General features: G+C 57.6%; 17 protein-coding genes. 9 read left to right on the top strand and 8 right to left on the bottom strand.

Annotation, left to right across the window (positions count from 1 at the left end; genetic code table 11):
- The first annotated feature begins 65 nt into the window (after positions 1 to 65).
- Positions 66 to 920: a DUF1460 domain-containing protein gene (locus tag FPT12_RS08345; RefSeq protein WP_145015656.1), complete on the top strand. Its 855-nt coding sequence runs from the start codon at positions 66 to 68 to the stop codon at positions 918 to 920.
- Positions 921 to 1,016: 96 nt separating this feature from the next.
- Here FPT12_RS08345 and FPT12_RS08340 read toward each other — a convergent pair whose 3' ends face one another.
- From FPT12_RS08340 to FPT12_RS08330, 3 genes are read right to left on the bottom strand one after another with little or no spacing between them, the layout of a single operon-like run.
- Positions 1,017 to 2,387 carry an MFS transporter gene (locus FPT12_RS08340; protein WP_178098653.1) on the bottom strand — a complete coding sequence of 457 codons (1,371 nt, stop codon included), beginning with the start codon at positions 2,385 to 2,387 and terminating at the stop codon, positions 1,017 to 1,019.
- 12 nt (positions 2,388 to 2,399) lie between these two features.
- The gene (locus tag FPT12_RS08335; RefSeq protein WP_145015651.1) at positions 2,400 to 3,941 is read right to left on the bottom strand and encodes a class I adenylate-forming enzyme family protein; all 1,542 of its coding nucleotides are present in this window, start codon (positions 3,939 to 3,941) and stop codon (positions 2,400 to 2,402) included.
- Between the two features lie 2 nt (positions 3,942 to 3,943).
- Positions 3,944 to 5,122, bottom strand: coding sequence for a thiolase domain-containing protein (locus FPT12_RS08330; RefSeq protein ID WP_145015649.1), 1,179 nt, complete (start codon positions 5,120 to 5,122; stop codon positions 3,944 to 3,946).
- Positions 5,123 to 5,273: 151 nt separating this feature from the next.
- On the opposite strand from FPT12_RS08330, the gene FPT12_RS08325 reads away from it, so the two are divergent.
- Together FPT12_RS08325 and FPT12_RS08320 are read left to right on the top strand one after the other, a co-directional pair.
- Positions 5,274 to 5,846, top strand: a complete 573-nt coding sequence (locus FPT12_RS08325) for a LuxR C-terminal-related transcriptional regulator (RefSeq protein ID WP_145015647.1) — start codon at positions 5,274 to 5,276, stop codon at positions 5,844 to 5,846.
- A 149-nt stretch (positions 5,847 to 5,995) separates the two neighbouring features.
- Positions 5,996 to 7,291: an NRAMP family divalent metal transporter gene (locus FPT12_RS08320; RefSeq protein WP_145015645.1), complete on the top strand. Its 1,296-nt coding sequence runs from the start codon at positions 5,996 to 5,998 to the stop codon at positions 7,289 to 7,291.
- A gap of 84 nt (positions 7,292 to 7,375) precedes the next feature.
- Here the strand turns inward: FPT12_RS08320 and FPT12_RS08315 are convergent, their stop codons facing one another.
- Entirely contained in the window at positions 7,376 to 7,813 is a 438-nt protein-coding gene (locus FPT12_RS08315; protein ID WP_145015643.1) for a YciI family protein, read from the bottom strand.
- Between the two features lie 249 nt (positions 7,814 to 8,062).
- On the opposite strand from FPT12_RS08315, the gene FPT12_RS08310 reads away from it, so the two are divergent.
- From FPT12_RS08310 to FPT12_RS08295, 4 genes are all read left to right on the top strand, one after another.
- A complete protein-coding gene (locus FPT12_RS08310; protein ID WP_145015641.1) occupies positions 8,063 to 8,356 on the top strand; it encodes a DUF6124 family protein in 294 nt (97 codons plus the stop codon).
- A 35-nt stretch (positions 8,357 to 8,391) separates the two neighbouring features.
- The gene (locus FPT12_RS08305) at positions 8,392 to 8,649 is read left to right on the top strand and encodes a hypothetical protein (RefSeq protein ID WP_145015639.1); all 258 of its coding nucleotides are present in this window, start codon (positions 8,392 to 8,394) and stop codon (positions 8,647 to 8,649) included.
- A gap of 336 nt (positions 8,650 to 8,985) precedes the next feature.
- Positions 8,986 to 9,678, top strand: a complete 693-nt coding sequence (locus FPT12_RS08300; protein ID WP_145015637.1) for a helix-turn-helix domain-containing protein — start codon at positions 8,986 to 8,988, stop codon at positions 9,676 to 9,678.
- Positions 9,675 to 9,929, top strand: a complete 255-nt coding sequence (locus tag FPT12_RS08295; RefSeq protein WP_145015635.1) for a hypothetical protein — start codon at positions 9,675 to 9,677, stop codon at positions 9,927 to 9,929. Before FPT12_RS08300 ends, FPT12_RS08295 begins: the two co-directional genes overlap by 4 nt.
- Positions 9,930 to 10,044: 115 nt before the next feature.
- Here FPT12_RS08295 and FPT12_RS08290 read toward each other — a convergent pair whose 3' ends face one another.
- From FPT12_RS08290 to FPT12_RS08280, 3 genes are all read right to left on the bottom strand, one after another.
- Entirely contained in the window at positions 10,045 to 10,941 is an 897-nt protein-coding gene (locus FPT12_RS08290; RefSeq protein ID WP_145015633.1) for a nucleotidyl transferase AbiEii/AbiGii toxin family protein, read from the bottom strand.
- On the bottom strand, positions 10,928 to 11,497 hold the full coding sequence (abiEi, locus tag FPT12_RS08285) for a type IV toxin-antitoxin system AbiEi family antitoxin (RefSeq protein ID WP_145015631.1): 570 nt from the start codon (positions 11,495 to 11,497) through the stop codon (positions 10,928 to 10,930). The genes FPT12_RS08290 and abiEi overlap by 14 nt, the downstream gene beginning before the upstream one ends.
- A 107-nt stretch (positions 11,498 to 11,604) precedes the next feature.
- Complete coding sequence (locus FPT12_RS08280; RefSeq protein WP_145015629.1) at positions 11,605 to 12,516, bottom strand: YeeE/YedE thiosulfate transporter family protein; 912 nt, start codon at positions 12,514 to 12,516, stop codon at positions 11,605 to 11,607.
- Positions 12,517 to 12,748: 232 nt separating this feature from the next.
- On the opposite strand from FPT12_RS08280, the gene FPT12_RS08275 reads away from it, so the two are divergent.
- Together FPT12_RS08275 and FPT12_RS08270 are read left to right on the top strand one after the other, a co-directional pair.
- Positions 12,749 to 14,158, top strand: coding sequence for a DUF2252 domain-containing protein (locus FPT12_RS08275; RefSeq protein WP_145015627.1), 1,410 nt, complete (start codon positions 12,749 to 12,751; stop codon positions 14,156 to 14,158).
- A gap of 167 nt (positions 14,159 to 14,325) precedes the next feature.
- A complete protein-coding gene (locus tag FPT12_RS08270; RefSeq protein WP_145015857.1) occupies positions 14,326 to 15,780 on the top strand; it encodes a glycosyltransferase family 39 protein in 1,455 nt (484 codons plus the stop codon).
- 113 nt (positions 15,781 to 15,893) lie between these two features.
- Here FPT12_RS08270 and FPT12_RS08265 read toward each other — a convergent pair whose 3' ends face one another.
- Positions 15,894 to 16,568 carry a histidine phosphatase family protein gene (locus FPT12_RS08265; protein WP_145015626.1) on the bottom strand — a complete coding sequence of 225 codons (675 nt, stop codon included), beginning with the start codon at positions 16,566 to 16,568 and terminating at the stop codon, positions 15,894 to 15,896.
- Positions 16,569 to 16,676: the final 108 nt, after the last annotated feature.

The following is a 16,676-nucleotide window of genomic DNA, read 5'->3' as shown; positions in this document are numbered from 1 at the left end:
CCCCACGGACCTATCAATAAACATTACCATTTACGACGTAACAGCCGAAAACGATGGAAACTCGAATGCGCAGGTCTGCTGTATTTCTTTTGGTATCCATGCTGACAGCGTGCGGGACTGGGCTGCCCGTCGAGAAAACGAAAGCAGTGGAGAACGTCGCGTCCGCGAATGGGCACGCCCCACTGAACATGGATGGTTATACCGCCAGCAAACTGGATGCCCTGCTCAAAGAACGCTCAGCGATCAACCCCGAAGACATAGGGCAGATGAACAATCTGATTTCACGGGAGTTTTTGGGACGGCCCTATTCTGCGAACAGGTTGCAGGGCTCTGCTACCACGCCGGAAGAACTGGTCGTCGACTTCAGGGGCCTGGACTGTTTCACCTATCTGGATTACGTCGAAGCGCTGAGAAAGTCCAACAATGAAGCGGACTTCTTCAAAAACCTTATTCAGACGCGTTATGTGAACGGCAATCTCGATTTCCTGCATCGCCGGCATTTCTTCACCGACTGGTCGCAGGCCGAGCAAAAACTCGCCGACGACGTCACCGCTCAAATCAGCCCTCATGCGGTAACCGTGGTTAAGCGCCTCAACCGAAAAGCCGATGGCAGCGCCTACTTGCCAGGCGTGCCCATGATCGAACGCACTATTACCTATATCCCTAGCGCGTTTGTTAACGACCATGTGATCAGCCGTTTGCAGACTGGCGATTACGTTGGCATCTACACCCAACTCGCCGGCCTCGACGTCACCCATACCGGGTTCTTTATCAAGAACGACGAAGGGCCTGTGCTGCGTAATGCCTCTTCGAAGAAAAAGAACCGGGAAGTCGTAGACTCTCCCTTCAGGGACTACATCGCGAAGACGCCAGGGATCGTGGTGTTACGAGCGCGGCAATCTGTGCCAGAGAGTCAATGAATTCTGGTTCGCCCGTCTTGTGCGAACCCTCTCATCAACAAAGCCCGTCTTGTGCGGGCTTTGTTGCATCTGGGGCTTTGTCTATTACTTACCTGCTCAAGGCGTGGGCGCCAACGCCAGATTGGCTCGCCCAGTATTCGGCACTTCGGAGGGACTTGCGCAGGCGATAAAATCTTCCTTGCGCAGTAGCACCAGCGCGATCAGCGATACCACGCCCGTGCCGATGTAAAAGTACCAGGGCGAGGTAATGTCGCCGGTTACCTTGATCAGCCAGGTAGAAATCAGCGGTGCGCTACCGCCGAATACCGCCACCGGAATGTTGTACGCCACCGCGATGCCAGTGGAACGGATGCGGGTGGGCAACAATTCGCTCATCAATGCGTAAGTCGACGAGGCATACAGGCCGAACAGGATCGCCACCGCCATCAACGGGTAGATAAACGAAGCCGGCGTCGCCGTGGGTGCCGATTTGAACAGCCAATACATCGCCAAAGTGGCCAGGGTGCCGATCACCAACAAAAACGGCTTGCGCCCATATTTATCAGTGAATGCACCGCCGAACGGCATGACCACTGCGGCCGAGAGGCTGGCAACGAAGACGTAGAGCAAGGTCGTGCCGCTGTCGAACTTGAGAATGCTCGACATGTAGGTCGAGGCGAAAGTCAGCACCAGATAGAAGATCGAGCTGTGCAGGGTAATGATGAAGAACACCAGGGCAATCGCCCTTTTCCACTGCCAGACTTCTCGCAGCGGGGCTTTGGAGGTTTCCCCTGCGCGCTGCAACGCCAGGAACTCGGGACTGTCTTCGAGCTTCAGGCGGATGTACATCGAGATCAGGCCCAGCGGCGCCGCGATCAGGAACGGAATGCGCCAGCCCCAGGCTTGCATCAGGTCAGCGCCCATCACCCAGGTCATGCCATTGGCCACCGCACCGCCCAGCAACAGGCCGAGCACCGCGGTTACCATCAACCAGCACGTCGCAAACCCGCGTCGCCCGGGCCCGGCGTACTCGGAGATGAAACTGGTGATGGTGCCGATCTCGCCACCGGCCGAGAAGCCCTGCACACAGCGGATCAGCACCAGAAGGATCGGCGCGGCGATACCCAGCGTGGCATAGGTCGGCAACAACCCGAGCAGAACGGTAGAGCCAGCCATCATCACCAGCACCGTGATCAGAGTCTTGCGTCGGCCGATCTTGTCCGCCAGCGGACCGAAGAACAGCCCCCCCAGCGGCCGGATGAAAAAGCTCAAGGCAAAAGCCGCAAAACTGGCGAGCAGGCTGGTGGTCGGGTCGTCGGAAACGAAGAACGCCTTGCCGATATAGACGGCGAGGAAGCCATAGACGCCGTAGTCGTACCACTCGATCAGGTGGCCGGACGTTGCACCGATAAACGCCCGGCGCCGTTGCCGGGCCGGGTTTTTCTGTTGAATGCCCACGTGAGGGACTCCTGTCTGATTTCTATCCATGGAAAACACATCTCAGGGAACTGCAGTACCGCTCGCGACCCCCTTCAACCAGAGGCGCAAGTCGGTCTTGAGAATCTTGCCGTAACTGTTCTTGGGCAGCTCTGCGCGAAACACATACTTTTTCGGCTTTTTGAACGACGCCATGCGTTCGATGAACCAGGCATTGAGCAAAGACTCGTCGAGCGCCCCTGCACTGCGGGGGACGACAAACGCTACCACTGATTCCCCCCACTGCACATCCGGCTCGCCGACCACGCAGACTTCAAAGACTTGCGGGTGTTGCGCCAGCACTTCCTCGACTTCCCGCGGGTACACGTTGCAGCCCCCGGAAATGATCACATCCTTGGAGCGATCGGTGAGCGTCAGAACACCCGCGTGATCAAGAAAGCCGATGTCGCCGGTCAACAGCCAGCCATCCACCAAAGTCTCGCGCGTCGCGGCGTCGTTGCGCCAGTAGCCCTGCATGACGGTGGGTCCGCGCACGACGATTTCCCCCGACTGGCCGGGTGGCAATGGTCGGTGCTCAGGGTCGAGAATCCTGATCTCCACACACGAATGTGCCCGCCCCACGGAAGCGGCCAGCGAGGCCCAGTCGGGGCGGTTGCGATCCGCAATCAGCTCTCGCGACAAGGCGCTGATCGTCATCGGGCTCTCGCCCTGACCATAGATCTGCACCAGTCGCGCGCCAAAGGTCTCGACCGCGTCTTGCAGATCCGCCAGGTACATCGGCGCGCCACCGTAGACGATGGTTTTGATCCCATCACCGTCATAGCCTTGACGACGGGCCTGCTCAACCATCCGCTTGACCATGGTCGGCGCGGCGAACAGGGTGATATTGCGCAGCCCGCTTGCCAACTCGAACAGCTCGTCGGCCTTGAAGCCACGGGATACGGGGACAACATGGCGAGCACCGCAACGCACATGGATAAAATTGTAGAGACCGGCGCCATGGGACATTGGGGCCGCGTACACCACTGCGTCATCCGGGCTGACCGGATCAACGTCGAGCGGATAACACAGCGACATGGCCGTCAGGTTGCCATGAGAGAGCATCACCCCCTTGGACCGCCCAGTGGTGCCGGAGGTGTAGAACAGCCAGGCAAGGTCATCGGCATCACGAGGACAGGGATCTTCCAACCTCATCGCATCGCCCGAAGCGCACGCCAGACGGTCCGCTTCATTCAGTTCTCGACAGCCCTGCGGCAACGCTTCGGGCGAGAACACCTTGCCGCCATCGGTGAAAATAAGCCGGGCTTGCGCATTATCGACGATCCAGCCGGCTTCAGCAGGGTGCAGCTTGCAGTTGATCGGCACCACCACCGCGCCCACCCACCAGACGGCATAAAGCAGTTCGAGGTATTCGCAACTGTTCTTCATGAACAGCGCCACACGGTCGCCGGGCGCAATGCCGTGCTCGTTTATAAGCTGCGCTGCACGGCTACGGACACGGACGGCAAACGTGGCGTAGTCAGCGACTTGCTGCGGTCCCTCAAACAACGCTGGACGTTCTGGCCAGCGTCGGCCGGCGTCGTTCAACCAGTTGGCGATATTCATGCTCAAGCCCTTCGCGCCTGAAGCACCGAGGCATAATTGGCGACCGCCATGCCGCCCATGTTGAACAACAGACCGAACTCGGGATTCGGCACCGCCAAGCCGATCGGCTCGCCAGTCAATTGCCGAAAGGCCATAGCGTGCATCGACACCCCCGTAGCGCCCACAGGATGCCCCTTGGCCTTGAGCCCGCCCGACAGGTTCACCGGCAGACGCCCGCACGGCCACACGATACCGTCATCCAGCGCCCGATGCCCCTCGCCTTTAGGCGCCAGGCCCATGGCTTCGTAGATCAGCAGTTCGGCGATGGTGAAGCAGTCATGCACCTCGGCGAAGCTCAGGTCGGCCAGGGTGATATTGGCCCCGCGCAAGGCCGAATGGATCGCACGCTGCGGGCCTTCAAACGCGAGGATGTCGCGCTGGGCAATCGGCAGGAAATCGTTGACCTGAGTCACCGAGCGAATCAGCACGTCACGACGAAACCGCCTGGCACGCCTGGAGGAGGCCAGCACAATGGCGGCAGCGCCGTCGCTGATCAGCGAACAATCGGTCAGGCGCAGCGAGTCTGCCACGTACGGATTGCTCTTGGACACATTGTTGCAGTGTTCGAAATCCATGACCCGGTGCATCTGCGCCAAGGGGTTGGCCATGGCATTGGAGTGATTCTTGCTGGCGATGGCGGCCATCGATGCCATCGGGCACTGGTAGCGGTCACGGTACTGTTGCGCGGCCAGGCCGAACAACTGCGGAAAACTGAGCCCGGCATCGATGACGTCGTTCTGATAACCGGCACCGGCCAGGGCCTTGGTGACATCCGCCGTGGAGTTGGAGGTCATCTTCTCGGCGCCCACGACCAACACCAGTTCCGCTGAGCCTGAGCGAATCGCGTTGATCCCCGCGTGAATCGCTGCCGAACCCGAGGCGCAGGCGTTTTCGCAGCGGGTGGCAGGCTTGAAGCGCAAGCCTGGGTCGGCTTGCAGCATCAATGAAGCGGGAAAACCATCCGCAACCATCCCCGAATTGAAATGCCCGAGGAACATCGCGTCGATGGCTGAGGCGTCAATGGCGGCGTCTTCCAGGGCTTCGCGGGTGACCTGAACGATCAGGTCTTCCAGCGTGGAATCCTCCAGACGGCCAAAACGGGAGTGAGCGGCAGCGACGATGGATACGGAATCATGAGGCATGGTGATTTTCTTCTGTGCTTGGATCAGGCATTCCCTACAATGACCTACCGTCCGGATCGTCCGCCAGTTCGTGCAACTACGTACATGAATAAGTAACCGAACTGATACACGGTGTCGTCAGCAGCGGATTTAAATCGAGGCAGGATGCCCAATGACCGTTTTCGCACATCAACTGAAAGACCTTGAGCGCCTGGCATTCAAGGTGTCGCCCGCCCCGCAACTCATCACCGGCAACCGCGTGATGCTCGACTGCAACGAGGCATTTCTGGAACTGTTCGGCTACCAGCGCGAAGAGCTTCTGGGCCATCTGACCCTGCTGATCTATCCCTCCCAGGCGGACTACAAAGCCATCGGCAATCGCAGCCAGACCTGGTTGCGCAACAGCCAGAGCGGATCCTATTCCGACGAACGCTTCATGCAACACAAAAGCGGCGAAGTGTTCTGGGCCAGGTCGCACGGTTATAGCCTGACCCCCGACGATCCGTTCCAACTGATGGTCTGGCACTTCGAACGCATGGACCGACCGCACCACGCCACGGTCAATCTCACACCCCGCGAACGCGAAATATCGATGCACATCGTCAACGGCCTGACCTGCAAGGAAGTGGCCAAAAAACTGGCGATTTCCCACCGAACCGTGGAAGTCCACCGCGCCCGCCTGATGAAAAAGCTACAGGCCAAGAACAGCGCGGAGTTGGTGTCGAAGATTATTTTTGTGAGTTGACGGACGAGCCCCCAGACACACCATAAGCAGAAGTCCGTTCAGTATTCGCGCAGAGGTCGAGAGTGGAGGAATACGCTCAGGGAACTCCCCGCAAAAGCCTCCAGTCACAGCTATATGTGGCATCCCGCCGCCCTGCGAAGCCGACAACAATGAACAACGAAGAGCTTGTCTCCAAGCCAGCGGTCAGGGCTCATGGTTCATGGTTGAAAAAACTGGGACCGGGGCTGATTACTGGCGCCGCCGACGACGACCCCAGTGGTATCGCAACCTACTCGCAAGCCGGCGCGCAGTTTGGTCTGAACACGCTCTGGACGTTATTACTGACGTTCCCCCTGATGGTCGGCATTCAGGTCATCAGCGCCAAAATCGGTCGGGTCAGCGGTCACGGACTGGCAACCAATATTCGCCATCATTACCCCAAGCCCTTTCTACTCTCCATTGTCGGGCTACTGCTGATCGCCAATACCGTAAACATTGCCGCCGACGTCGCCGCAATGGGTAATGCGACGAAGTTGTTGATCGGTGGGCCGACTCACTTCTACGCCGTTGGCTTCGGGGTAGTTTCGTTACTGCTGCAGATGTTCATTCCCTACAGCCGCTATGTGCGCGTACTCAAGTGGCTGACCCTGGTATTGCTGGCTTACGTGGGCATAATTTTTGCGGTGCAGATCCCATGGGGCAAGGTCGCTCTGCAGACGGTATGGCCGCATCTGTCCTGGAAGCCGGAATACATCACCATCGTCGTGGCCATTTTCGGCACAACCATCAGCCCCTACCTTTTCTTCTGGCAGGCCTCCCAGGAAGTGGAAGAAATGGAGACTCGTCCCGACGCAGACTCGCTGATTGAGGCTCCAGAGCAAGCAAAGGTCAATTTCCGGCGGATCCGAATCGATACGATCATTGGAATGGCATTCTCCAACGTCATCGCGTTTTTCATCATGCTGACCACGGCCGTCACCCTTCACATGCACGGCTTGACCGATATCCAGACCTCCGAACAAGCGGCGAGTGCCCTGCGCCCTATAGCCGGAGAGTTTGCCTTCTGGCTGTTCAGTGCCGGCATCATCGGCACCGGTTTGCTGGCCATACCGGTGCTGGCAGGTTCCGCCGCCTACGCAATGGCGGGGGCGTTTCAATGGAAAAACAGCCTGGCCGACGAGCCAAAAACCGCCAAAGGCTTCTACGGCGTCATTGCGGCGGCAACGCTGTTGGGCGTTCTGCTGTGCTTTGCGCCCATTGATCCGATCAAGGCTTTGCTGTGGAGCGCCGTGATCAACTGCGTCATGGCCGTACCGATCATGTTCACCATGATGTTCATGGCATCGCGCAAGGACATCATGGGTGAGTTCGTCATTCACCCAGGCTTGCGGATTCTGGGCTGGTGTTGTTCGCTGGCGATGGCATTGGCGGTCGTCGCGATGTTTTGGGGAATGCTCGCCGGTTGATCCTATTCAGCACCAACGCAGTGGGGGCAGATTTATTGTCGAGCACTCGCCTCAAATCAAAATAAATCAGCCCCCCTTTTCGTTTCAGCACTTCTTCGCCTGATCTTTCGCCTGCGCCCACACACGCTCTTCCTGCTCACGCAGCTCCGGCGTGAACTCGGCGCCGAAATCCTCTGCCTCGAACACCTGACGAATCTCGATCTCGGCCTCCGTGCCTGGCATCGGGTTAGGGCAGCGTTTGACCCAGTCGATAGCTTCCTGCTTCGACTTCACCTGCCACAGCCAGTAGCCGGCGATCAGTTCCTTGGTTTCGGCGAACGGGCCGTCGATCACCGTACGTTTCTCACCCGAGAAGCGCACGCGGGTGCCTTTGCTGCTGGGGTGCAGGCCTTCGCCGCCGAGGAGGATGCCGGCCTTGACCAGCTCTTCGTTGTAGTTGCCCATCGCGGTCAACAATTCCTGGGTGGGCATCACGCCGGCTTCGGAATCCTTGCTGGCTTTTATAATGATCATGAATCGCATCGTCGTCTCTCCGTTGGATGTGAACTACTCACTACCTTGTCGAACGGTAGCGCCGCAAATCGACAGCCCTTCATTTCTTTTTTGCCACGCCGCCAAAAGATCCTAGGAGATTTCCCGCACACTGCGGCGTCATTGATGAACTGGAAAGCCTCTCGTCGTGACGATACCTTTGTGCAGTTGCTGCAAATGAGCGACCGGTTGTGACAGGCCGTAAACGTGTAGGCCTCTCGAGACTACCGGAGTTCCACCATGAAAAAGTTCACCCCCGATCTTTTCGAAAAAAACACCAATCCCGCACGTCAGCTCTTCACCCTTTGTCCCGACATCGACACCGAAACCCTGCTGATCCACACCTCCGAAACCCTCGCCTCGCTCAACGCCATGACCACCGACCTGGCCTTCCAGCTCGAAGACTTGCGTCGTAACGTCGCATTAGCGATTCAGCAGTTGATCGTGCTGAGCGAGTTGCTGGTGAACCGGGCGCTGGAGCACTTCGACACGCCGGATGCAGCGCACGAACCTCAGCCCGCCGCTCACCACTGAGTAGTCACGTTCTGCTCATGAATGGAGGTTCTGCCATGGCTCGATACATGCCCATTACCGGCATCGACTGCTCCGTCGCATCCCTGTTGATCGACACCGAGGCGCCGCTCGACGTGCTGCATGAAACAGCCACCTATCGCATCCGCACCGCGACCCAGTTGCTGGAAAACGTTGCCACCGGCGAGGGGATTCACAGTGAGCTGGCGCGTGCGTTGGTGGTTTCACTGCGTGATGGCTGCGATTTGCTGGACGTTGTTGGGCGACGATTGCAGGCGCAGGTTTTGTCGTCTTGAAGAAGAAAGTGGCCCTCGCGGGCCACTTTTAGCAATTGAGTTAATCCGGGCGATGCTCACGATATGCCGCTGACTCAACGGAAGGTTTCACTTAACGTAACTTTCTGTCGACCCAATCCGTGGATATCGCTTCGTAAAACTGCCTCGGCACCGCTCCTTCCGTGGTCAGGGTCAGACAATTCCCGCAAGCCGAAGCGTCGTGGGTGAACTTGTGCGGGATGAGCTGCAAACCTAATCTGGGCAGGCGACACAGACGGTTCGTCTCAAACCGATTGATCGAGATAGCCACTGCCACCAGACTCCACCTTCCGCACTACCCGTTGACAAGGAGGCCACATGCAACGCACTGCGCTACCCAGCCACCTTGTTGGCATCGGCTTGTACACCCCGGCAGAAGCCGCGCTTTACACCGGCATTCCGGCCGCTGACATCCGCCGCTGGTTGTCCGGGTATACCGCCCACGGCGCTCTGCATCCTGGCCTGTGGCCCTCCGAGCTGGCTGATTTGGGTGAGCCCATCCTGGGTTTTCAGGACCTTCTCGAAATTCGCTTCGTCCACGCTTTCCGTAAACACGGCGTTAGCCTGCAAGCTATTCGCAGCGCTTCGCTGCAAGCAAAAGCAATGTTTGATCAGGCCTATCCCTTTACCTGCAAACGATTCGAAACCGACGGACGGAGTATTTTCGCCACTGTTCTCGATGAACTCGGCGATGACGCAATGCTCGATCTGGTCAAAAGGCAATACGCCTTCAAACAGGTCATCACGCCATCGCTCTATGAAGGCATTGATTACACAGGCTCAGGTGCCGCCCAACGCTGGTATCCGATCAAACGCAGCAAGGCCATCGTTCTCGACCCTTCCAGAAACTTTGGGAAACCTGTGCTCTCCATTACAGGGATCGACACAGCAACTGTTTTCAGTGCTTATCAAGCCGAAGGGAACGATGCCAAGCGCGTTGCTCAACTTTACGAGATACCTGCCAGCGCGGTAGACGCGGCAGTTAATTTCGAGCTTAGGAATGCGGCTTGAATTTCCTGCTGGACAACAACCTCCCTCCCGCTCTGGCCCGCGCCCTTAACGAACTCTCCAAATCCGAAGGCCACACCGTGACGCCACTGCGGGACAAATTCCCGCAGAGTACGAGTGATATGACATGGATTTCAACATTGAGTGAAGAAGGTGGATGGGCAGTTATCTCAGACTTGATTAGAGGAGGCGCTGCGTTCCGCGTACCTTGGAAGTTCGCAACTCATGGAAAGCTTGATCAGATGAAAATCTAAAGCCCGGCCCTAGTCTTTTCATCCACAAAAGAAAATGGGCGGCCTCTCATCAAGGTCGCCCATTTCAGTTGGAGCGGAAAAATGACTATCGATTACCCCCATTACAGGTCTGCCATCACATCCTGAAATCCTGAGCCCCCTCATCCCCGCCCAACACGCGCTCAGTCTTCACATACAAATCACGTATATGCCCCACCAAAAACGTCCAGAACGCTGGTTCATTAACGGTTTGTGTCACCAATTCGCCGGGTAGGAACCGACCCATTTCCTTGCGAAACTCGGCGACGATTTTCGGATCGGTATCAAGCACCGCTGAACGCTCCTTGAACAGTCTCAAGAACTCACCCTGCTCGCAGTGATGATCAGCGAGCTTTTTTGCCACCAGATCCAGCTGTGGCGTTACGCTTTGCTGGCGCAACCAGACCATGTCCCACAGGTCACGGTTCTTGATTCGATTAGGGCGCAGGGCAAACGCAACGATCTTGTCGGCATAGATTTCTTCGCGAGTTTCAGCCTGCAAGATCAGACCGCTGGTGCCCATGTCGACCCCGTACGGATTGAGCAGCAGCATGGGCTGTGGTTGATAACTCGGGATGGAACAGACGTCGATGTTGATACGCTGGGCAGGTAGATCCTTGCGTCCCGGTCTGGTCTGAACTTTCAACTTCCAGGTGTCGACATTGCCTTCCTCACGAACCGGTTCGCCGACTTCGACTTCAAGACCATATTTGGTCTTCAGAGTATCGACCAGTACCTGAGCCAGTTCGGTCAGGCTTTCACGATTGAAGTCAGCCCCGCCGGTAAAATCGAGATCTTCGCTCAATCGATTCGAGCCGTAGCAAGCACGCAGACAAGTACCGCCGATAAAAGTCAGTTTTGCGAGCATGCCGGCAGAGCTCAACGCCAGCATGATGTCGTGGTGCAGCAATTCCTTCTCCACGACGACTCGCAACGGCGCCAGGTTTTGCTGGTTTTTAAGCGCTTCATCGACCAGCTCATCAAACAAACTCATTGGCGACACTCCAATCAATCAAATCCATGTTCCGTTTCGCAACTTTCATGTCACGTAATGCCTGCTGCGGCGTGGCTCGCCATAGTCGGCATCGCGCGTCGTAATGAACCTGACCCACCAGGTCCTGGGGTTGTCGACGGGTATGTACGAACTCGATGGTGCCCCATCGTCCACATGAAATGATGCTGCTGCGCCCGGATGACATCAGCGAGATCCAGTTGATGGGAATCTGTGAGATAACCCCGCAATCGCTCAATGCCGTTTCAAGGCTGATGTAGTTGAACTGCGTGGCACGCAGTCTGGCGGCGGCATGAAACAACACCAGACCGCTGGAGGGTTTGGCCCCTTCAAACAGGTAAAGCCCTCTGCACACCCGCGCCAGATGGCCTTCCGAAGCAGCACGGCTCAACAAGGTTTTATAGGCACCTTCGGAGATATCCGGCACAAGAACCCTGAGGTCGTCCGGAGTAAAAAGATAGCGCTCTTCGCTGGCCAGATTGGTCAGTTTTCGTAAGAGACGCCCCATGGGCTGCGTCGATTTTGTATAGGGCTGCATGCAGCACCACTCTACGAAAGGTTTCACTTAATGTAACTTACTGTAGAGCTAGCCCGCAACTGAACCTGCTTGATTGATCTTACCTCAGCAGCCAAAAAGCCCCCCCGTCAGCCCACCCACCACCGCTTTACCCACAACGCCCCCACAATCCCCACGACAATCGAGGCCAATGGCAACGTCGAGGTCAAACTCAGCGTCGGAAACACCAGCAAAATCTGTGAATCGTTGCCGCCGAGCATCATCGACGCGCCAGTGCCCATCAGCACCCCGGCCAGCAAATGCGTGCTCGCCTTCGACAGGTTGAAGGGTTGATAGCTGAAGGTTTTGCGGCGCAGGGTGAAGCTGAGCATGCCCACCAGCAACATCACGAACACCACGACGCGCTGGCCGGTGATGGTCGTTTGTTCGGGCATCCAGAACAGCTGTGACAGGTGGTAGAAGAACACGCTGGGCGTCCATTGCGGTTCGAAGGTGTACAGCGCGCTGGTCAGCGCCCCTAGCAACATGCTGGAGAACACCAGGTGTTTGTCGCCGTGAACATAAGCCAGAAACAGCAACGCCATCAGCACCACACCCAGGGTGAGCAGATAGTGGCTGCTGGAGATTTCGGGCATCAGCAGGGTTCTGTGCTCGGGCAACATGTTGAGCCGATACCAGAGCACAATCCCCAGCACCCAGCCAACAATCGTAAAGGCTTTATTGAGATTGCCGCAGGTGAGTTTGGTCAGGGTGCCGACACTGCAACCGTCGTTGAGCACCGAGGCGACGCCAAATAGCAGTCCGCCACCGATCAGCAACGGATACCCGACTTCTGGCGTGAACAATGGCTGGCTGATGCCGAAATGGCGATAAATCGGTGCCAGCAGCAGGCCGAACAGCCCGCAGGAAACCAGTGCCACGAACAAGGTGGGCCGACGCTTGAGCAGCAAAGCGCTGGCATTGACCAGGCACATGCCCATCCGCTGCGAAACCCAGCCAATCAGGAATGCCAGCAACAACGCGATCAGCAACGAAAGCACACGCCTCCTCACACCTCGGCAGGCCCATCGATGGATTAAAGACTAGTCGGCTTTTCAGTGGGCTCGCCAAGGCGACAACTACGCCATCGTATCGACCCGCTCAATGTTGTCAGCCAACGCAAAGACTGGCTAACAGCGGGATTCCTGCTAGCTTTCAAGCGAGTTCTACACTTCGCCCAGCGGTGCCTTTTCTGTCTGCGCCAGCCATTCAGCCCACCTCGAAAGGGACCTCATGACCACTCTCAAAGACCGTCTGAAGCAGGGCAAGGATGCGCGCAAGCAGTGCTCGCGCAATGCTCAGGCGCTGCTCGGCAAGACTGATCGCGACCCAGTGCCCTTGATCAAAGCCTCCAGTGCAGGGCGAATCCGTTCGCTGGTCGAGTTGCGCTACGGACGCATGCTGGTTTCGCCGTTCGCCTTCTATCGTGGCAACGCTCTGCTGCATGCCCACGACCTGTCCGGGACGCCGGACATGGGGCTGCATTCAACCATTTGTGGCGATTGTCACCTGATGAACTTCGGTGGTTTTGGCACGCCGGAACGCAACCTGCTATTCAGCGTCAACGACTTCGATGAAGCTCACCCGGGTCCATGGGAATGGGACCTGAAACGGCTGGTGGCAAGCTTCCTGGTCGCCATTCGCGACCTGCGCCACGTTGCGTCAGTGGAGGAAGACATCTGTCGCCGTGTGGTCTCAGCCTATCAGGAGAGCATGGCCGAATGCGCCGAACAGAGTGCCCTGGAAATCTGGTACGACGCCCTCGGTTACAACGAATTGCTCAAACAGGAACCCTCCACCAGCACGCTGGAGCATGTGAAAAACGCCATTAACAAAGCTGAGCATCGCACCCACGCGGAACTGCTGCCCAAGATATGCCAGCGCGATAAACACGGCCGCTTGCTGATCCGTGATGATCTGCCATATATCTTCCATCTGCACAAAGACTCCACGCTACTGGACGCCAATGATGACTGGATGCGCGTGGACGATTGGCGACTACCGTACGACAGCCTCATGCACGATTACCGAGCCACGCTGATGGGCGATCGTCGCGATTTGCTGGCGCGCTTCGAGGTCCAGGACCTGGCGTTCAAAGTCGTTGGGGTGGGCAGCGTCGGGACGCGCTGCCTGGTTGCTCTGCTGACCGACGATCAGGAGCGACCGCTGTTTTTGCAGCTCAAGGAAGCACGCCGGTCGGTGATTGCCGATTACGTCAAAGCCAAATCGCGGATACGCCATGACGGCCAGCGCGTGGTTGAAGGCCAGCGCCTGATGCAGTCGGCCAGCGATCTGTTTCTCGGTTGGACCACCAGCCCCAACGGCCAGCACTTCTACGTGCGCCAGCTACGGGACATGAAAATATCGGCGGAGTTGGAAACCTTCGATGTCGAAACGTTTTCCGCGTATGGCCACATCTGCGGTAAAGCCCTGGCTCGAGCCCATGCCAAAGCCTCCGGTCAAGCTGCACAAATCAGCGGATACATTGGCAAGAGCGAGGACATGGCCAATGCACTGTTCAAGTACGCCAAGGCCTATTCCGACCAGAACGAGCGCGACTTCGAACGCTTTCAACGAGCCTGCCGCAAAGGCAAGCTACAGGCCCGTTCGGAAACCGACTTTGCCGCTGATCATCTACCGTAGGCATGCACCTCAATAAATGCAAAGGGTGACCGACCCGGTTCTACTGAGCTATAAACCGGTCGCCCTTACCAATAATGTTTCCAATTCACAATTTGTTAAGAAGTGGCCTCGTATACTTTCGAGTCCTGTTTTACTCTCGGCCCTCATCCTTCGGTAGCCTGATGCCTATGTCACGCCCTGCCCCACTCCTGTTTCTACTCACCTGCCTGCTGTTCTTCTTCGCCCTCGGCAATCACCAGCTGCAAGGTTCCACCGAAGCCCGGGTTGCCGGGATCGCCATGGAAATGCACCTGGATAACGATTGGGTGACGCCGCGCCTGTTTGGCCAGCCCTTTCTGGAGAAACCGCCGCTGAGTCTGTGGCTCGATGCAGGGGCGATTCGTGCATTTGGTGGCACGCCATGGGCCGTGCGGCTGGCGTCGGCCTTCGCTGGTTTGTTCAGTGTGATGCTGCTGTACACCATGCTGCGTCGGTTCGGTCGCCCAACGACCATCGCCCTGGTCGCCGGGATCATGCTGGCAACCATGGCCAGTTACTGGGGCAACGTTCGCGGAGTCGGTGAAGACGCGCTGCTGAGCCTCGGCGTAACCCTGGCGCTGCTTTCGTTCTATCAGGCCCATCGCCAACACGCCGAACAGCGTGGAGCCCTGGGCAGCTGGCTGCTTTTCGCTGTCGGCATCGCCATCGCCACGTTGAGCAAAGGCGTGCTCGGACTGGCGATGCCGGGCGTGGTGATCTTCTTCTATCTGCTGAGCGAGAGCCTGATCGACAAACGCTTCAGCCTTGCGCGCTGGATAGGCCCGGCACTGGCAACCCTGCTCGGGCTGATCCCCTTGGTGATCTGGCTCTTCATGCTCTATCAGCGCGGTGGCTCGCAGGCACTGGCCGAAGTGCTCCTGACCAACAGCGTCGGGCGCTTCAACGGCTCGTTCGTTCAAGCTGGTCACTACGAGCCGTTCTATTACTATCTGACCAAACTGCCGGAAGCCTTCCTGCCGTGGAACATCCTGGTGTATCTGGGGCTGTGGCATTTCCGTAAGAGCCTGGCGAACAATCGCTATCTGTTGTTCTTTACGCTGTGGCTGCTTGCACAGTTCTTGATGCTGACCCTGGCGTCGAGCAAGCGCACGGTATACCTGATGTCACTGACACCAGCCGCCGCCGTAATCGCAGCGGAATATGCCGCCGTGCTGTTCGAGCGCCTGCGCCACCACACCGAAGCGTCGACCCTGGTCGGTAAAATCGCCCGCAACCGTCGTGGTATTGCGATCGGCATCATCAGTCTGTTCGTCGTCGCTTATCTGTCCGCGGCCCAATGGGCGTTCCCACGTGCTGACCGCAAAGAGTCGTTCCTGCCATTGACCGATCAAATCCAGGCAATGCAGGCCAACGGTCAGGAAGTTGCGCTGTTCAAGGCGAACGAACGGACTGCCGGGGCGACCGTGTTCTACACCCATAGCCTGCTCAAGGACCTGGAAACCGACGCCGAGCTGACGGCGTTTCTCGCCGCCTCCCCAAACAATGTGGCGCTGCTTGCCGGCGATAAAGAACCCACTGCACCGTTGAAAATAGTGAAGCAAATACTGGTGGGGCGTCAGGTGTACTACTTCGTCACGCTCTAAGACGGCCAACAAAAACAACGGCACCGGATACAGGTGCCGTTTTTTATTGTCCGGGGAAAGTGGCGACGTTGAGTCTCAGCCCAATACCTGTGACTGGTTGTGTTTGGGGTGGCTTACTTGATATCGACTGATTGCCAGTCAGAGGCTTCGATCAGCCCCAGTAGTTTCGGCTGGGTTTGCGCGGTATCCAGCGTAAAAAACAGTGAGGCGCCATACCCAGGGGTCGATGCTGGCAACTTCAGTTCTTTCTCCAGATCCGCCATGCACTCGCTGTGGGTGACCAGCACCAGGTTACGGCCGGCAACCTTGTGCGCCAGCACGTCACGCAGCATCGTGCCTTTGCAGTTGAAGAGCCAATCCTGGGCACTGCCGAGCGTATTGAACATGTAGCGCGACGTTTGCACGGTCCGCGTCAACGGACTGTTGTAGATGTCGGCGTTAATCAGGCCCAAGCGTGCGAATTGCGAACCAATCCCGGCAGCGACCGCACGCGCACGTTCGGTAATGCCATCGGCACTGTCCAGGCAAGGGGCAGTGGAGTGGTCGCATCGCTCAACATGACGGATCAGCACAATCGTATCGCCCTTGGCCCAACTGGCCATCAGGGACTTGTCCCCCGCAATGTTGCCATGGGCCAGGTCCGCCGGTCCGACTGGACGCAGCAGCCAGAATGCCAACGCGATAACAAAGAGTGATGCCAGTAGTGCAAGGGCAATGTATTTAGCGCGAGTGAGCCCACCCCAGTTCAGTGAACGCTTGATACCCGCAAGACCCCATCTTGACTCCACCTTCACACCGCCTCGGACACACGAATACCCCATTGTACGGGCAACATTAAAAGTCGATGCGTAAGTACCCAGTGAAATGAATGTGAAAAAATGCTCAACCGACGGGCA

Origin of the sequence: Pseudomonas sp. H3(2019) (assembly GCF_007713465.1) — a bacterium.
Lineage (GTDB): Bacteria > Pseudomonadota > Gammaproteobacteria > Pseudomonadales > Pseudomonadaceae > Aquipseudomonas.
Note: the sequence above shows the minus strand (reverse complement) of the source record. Positions and strands in the feature narration are given on the sequence as shown.

Coding starts and splice junctions, on each gene's coding strand:
- FPT12_RS08345 (WP_145015656.1), top strand. CDS start 66: ATGCGCAGGTCTGCTGTATTTCTTTTGGTATCCATGCTGACAGCGTGC.
- FPT12_RS08340 (WP_178098653.1), bottom strand. CDS start 2,387: ATGGATAGAAATCAGACAGGAGTCCCTCACGTGGGCATTCAACAGAAA.
- FPT12_RS08335 (WP_145015651.1), bottom strand. CDS start 3,941: ATGAATATCGCCAACTGGTTGAACGACGCCGGCCGACGCTGGCCAGAA.
- FPT12_RS08330 (WP_145015649.1), bottom strand. CDS start 5,122: ATGCCTCATGATTCCGTATCCATCGTCGCTGCCGCTCACTCCCGTTTT.
- FPT12_RS08325 (WP_145015647.1), top strand. CDS start 5,274: ATGACCGTTTTCGCACATCAACTGAAAGACCTTGAGCGCCTGGCATTC.
- FPT12_RS08320 (WP_145015645.1), top strand. CDS start 5,996: ATGAACAACGAAGAGCTTGTCTCCAAGCCAGCGGTCAGGGCTCATGGT.
- FPT12_RS08315 (WP_145015643.1), bottom strand. CDS start 7,813: ATGCGATTCATGATCATTATAAAAGCCAGCAAGGATTCCGAAGCCGGC.
- FPT12_RS08310 (WP_145015641.1), top strand. CDS start 8,063: ATGAAAAAGTTCACCCCCGATCTTTTCGAAAAAAACACCAATCCCGCA.
- FPT12_RS08305 (WP_145015639.1), top strand. CDS start 8,392: ATGGCTCGATACATGCCCATTACCGGCATCGACTGCTCCGTCGCATCC.
- FPT12_RS08300 (WP_145015637.1), top strand. CDS start 8,986: ATGCAACGCACTGCGCTACCCAGCCACCTTGTTGGCATCGGCTTGTAC.
- FPT12_RS08290 (WP_145015633.1), bottom strand. CDS start 10,941: ATGAGTTTGTTTGATGAGCTGGTCGATGAAGCGCTTAAAAACCAGCAA.
- abiEi (WP_145015631.1), bottom strand. CDS start 11,497: ATGCAGCCCTATACAAAATCGACGCAGCCCATGGGGCGTCTCTTACGA.
- FPT12_RS08275 (WP_145015627.1), top strand. CDS start 12,749: ATGACCACTCTCAAAGACCGTCTGAAGCAGGGCAAGGATGCGCGCAAG.
- FPT12_RS08270 (WP_145015857.1), top strand. CDS start 14,326: ATGTCACGCCCTGCCCCACTCCTGTTTCTACTCACCTGCCTGCTGTTC.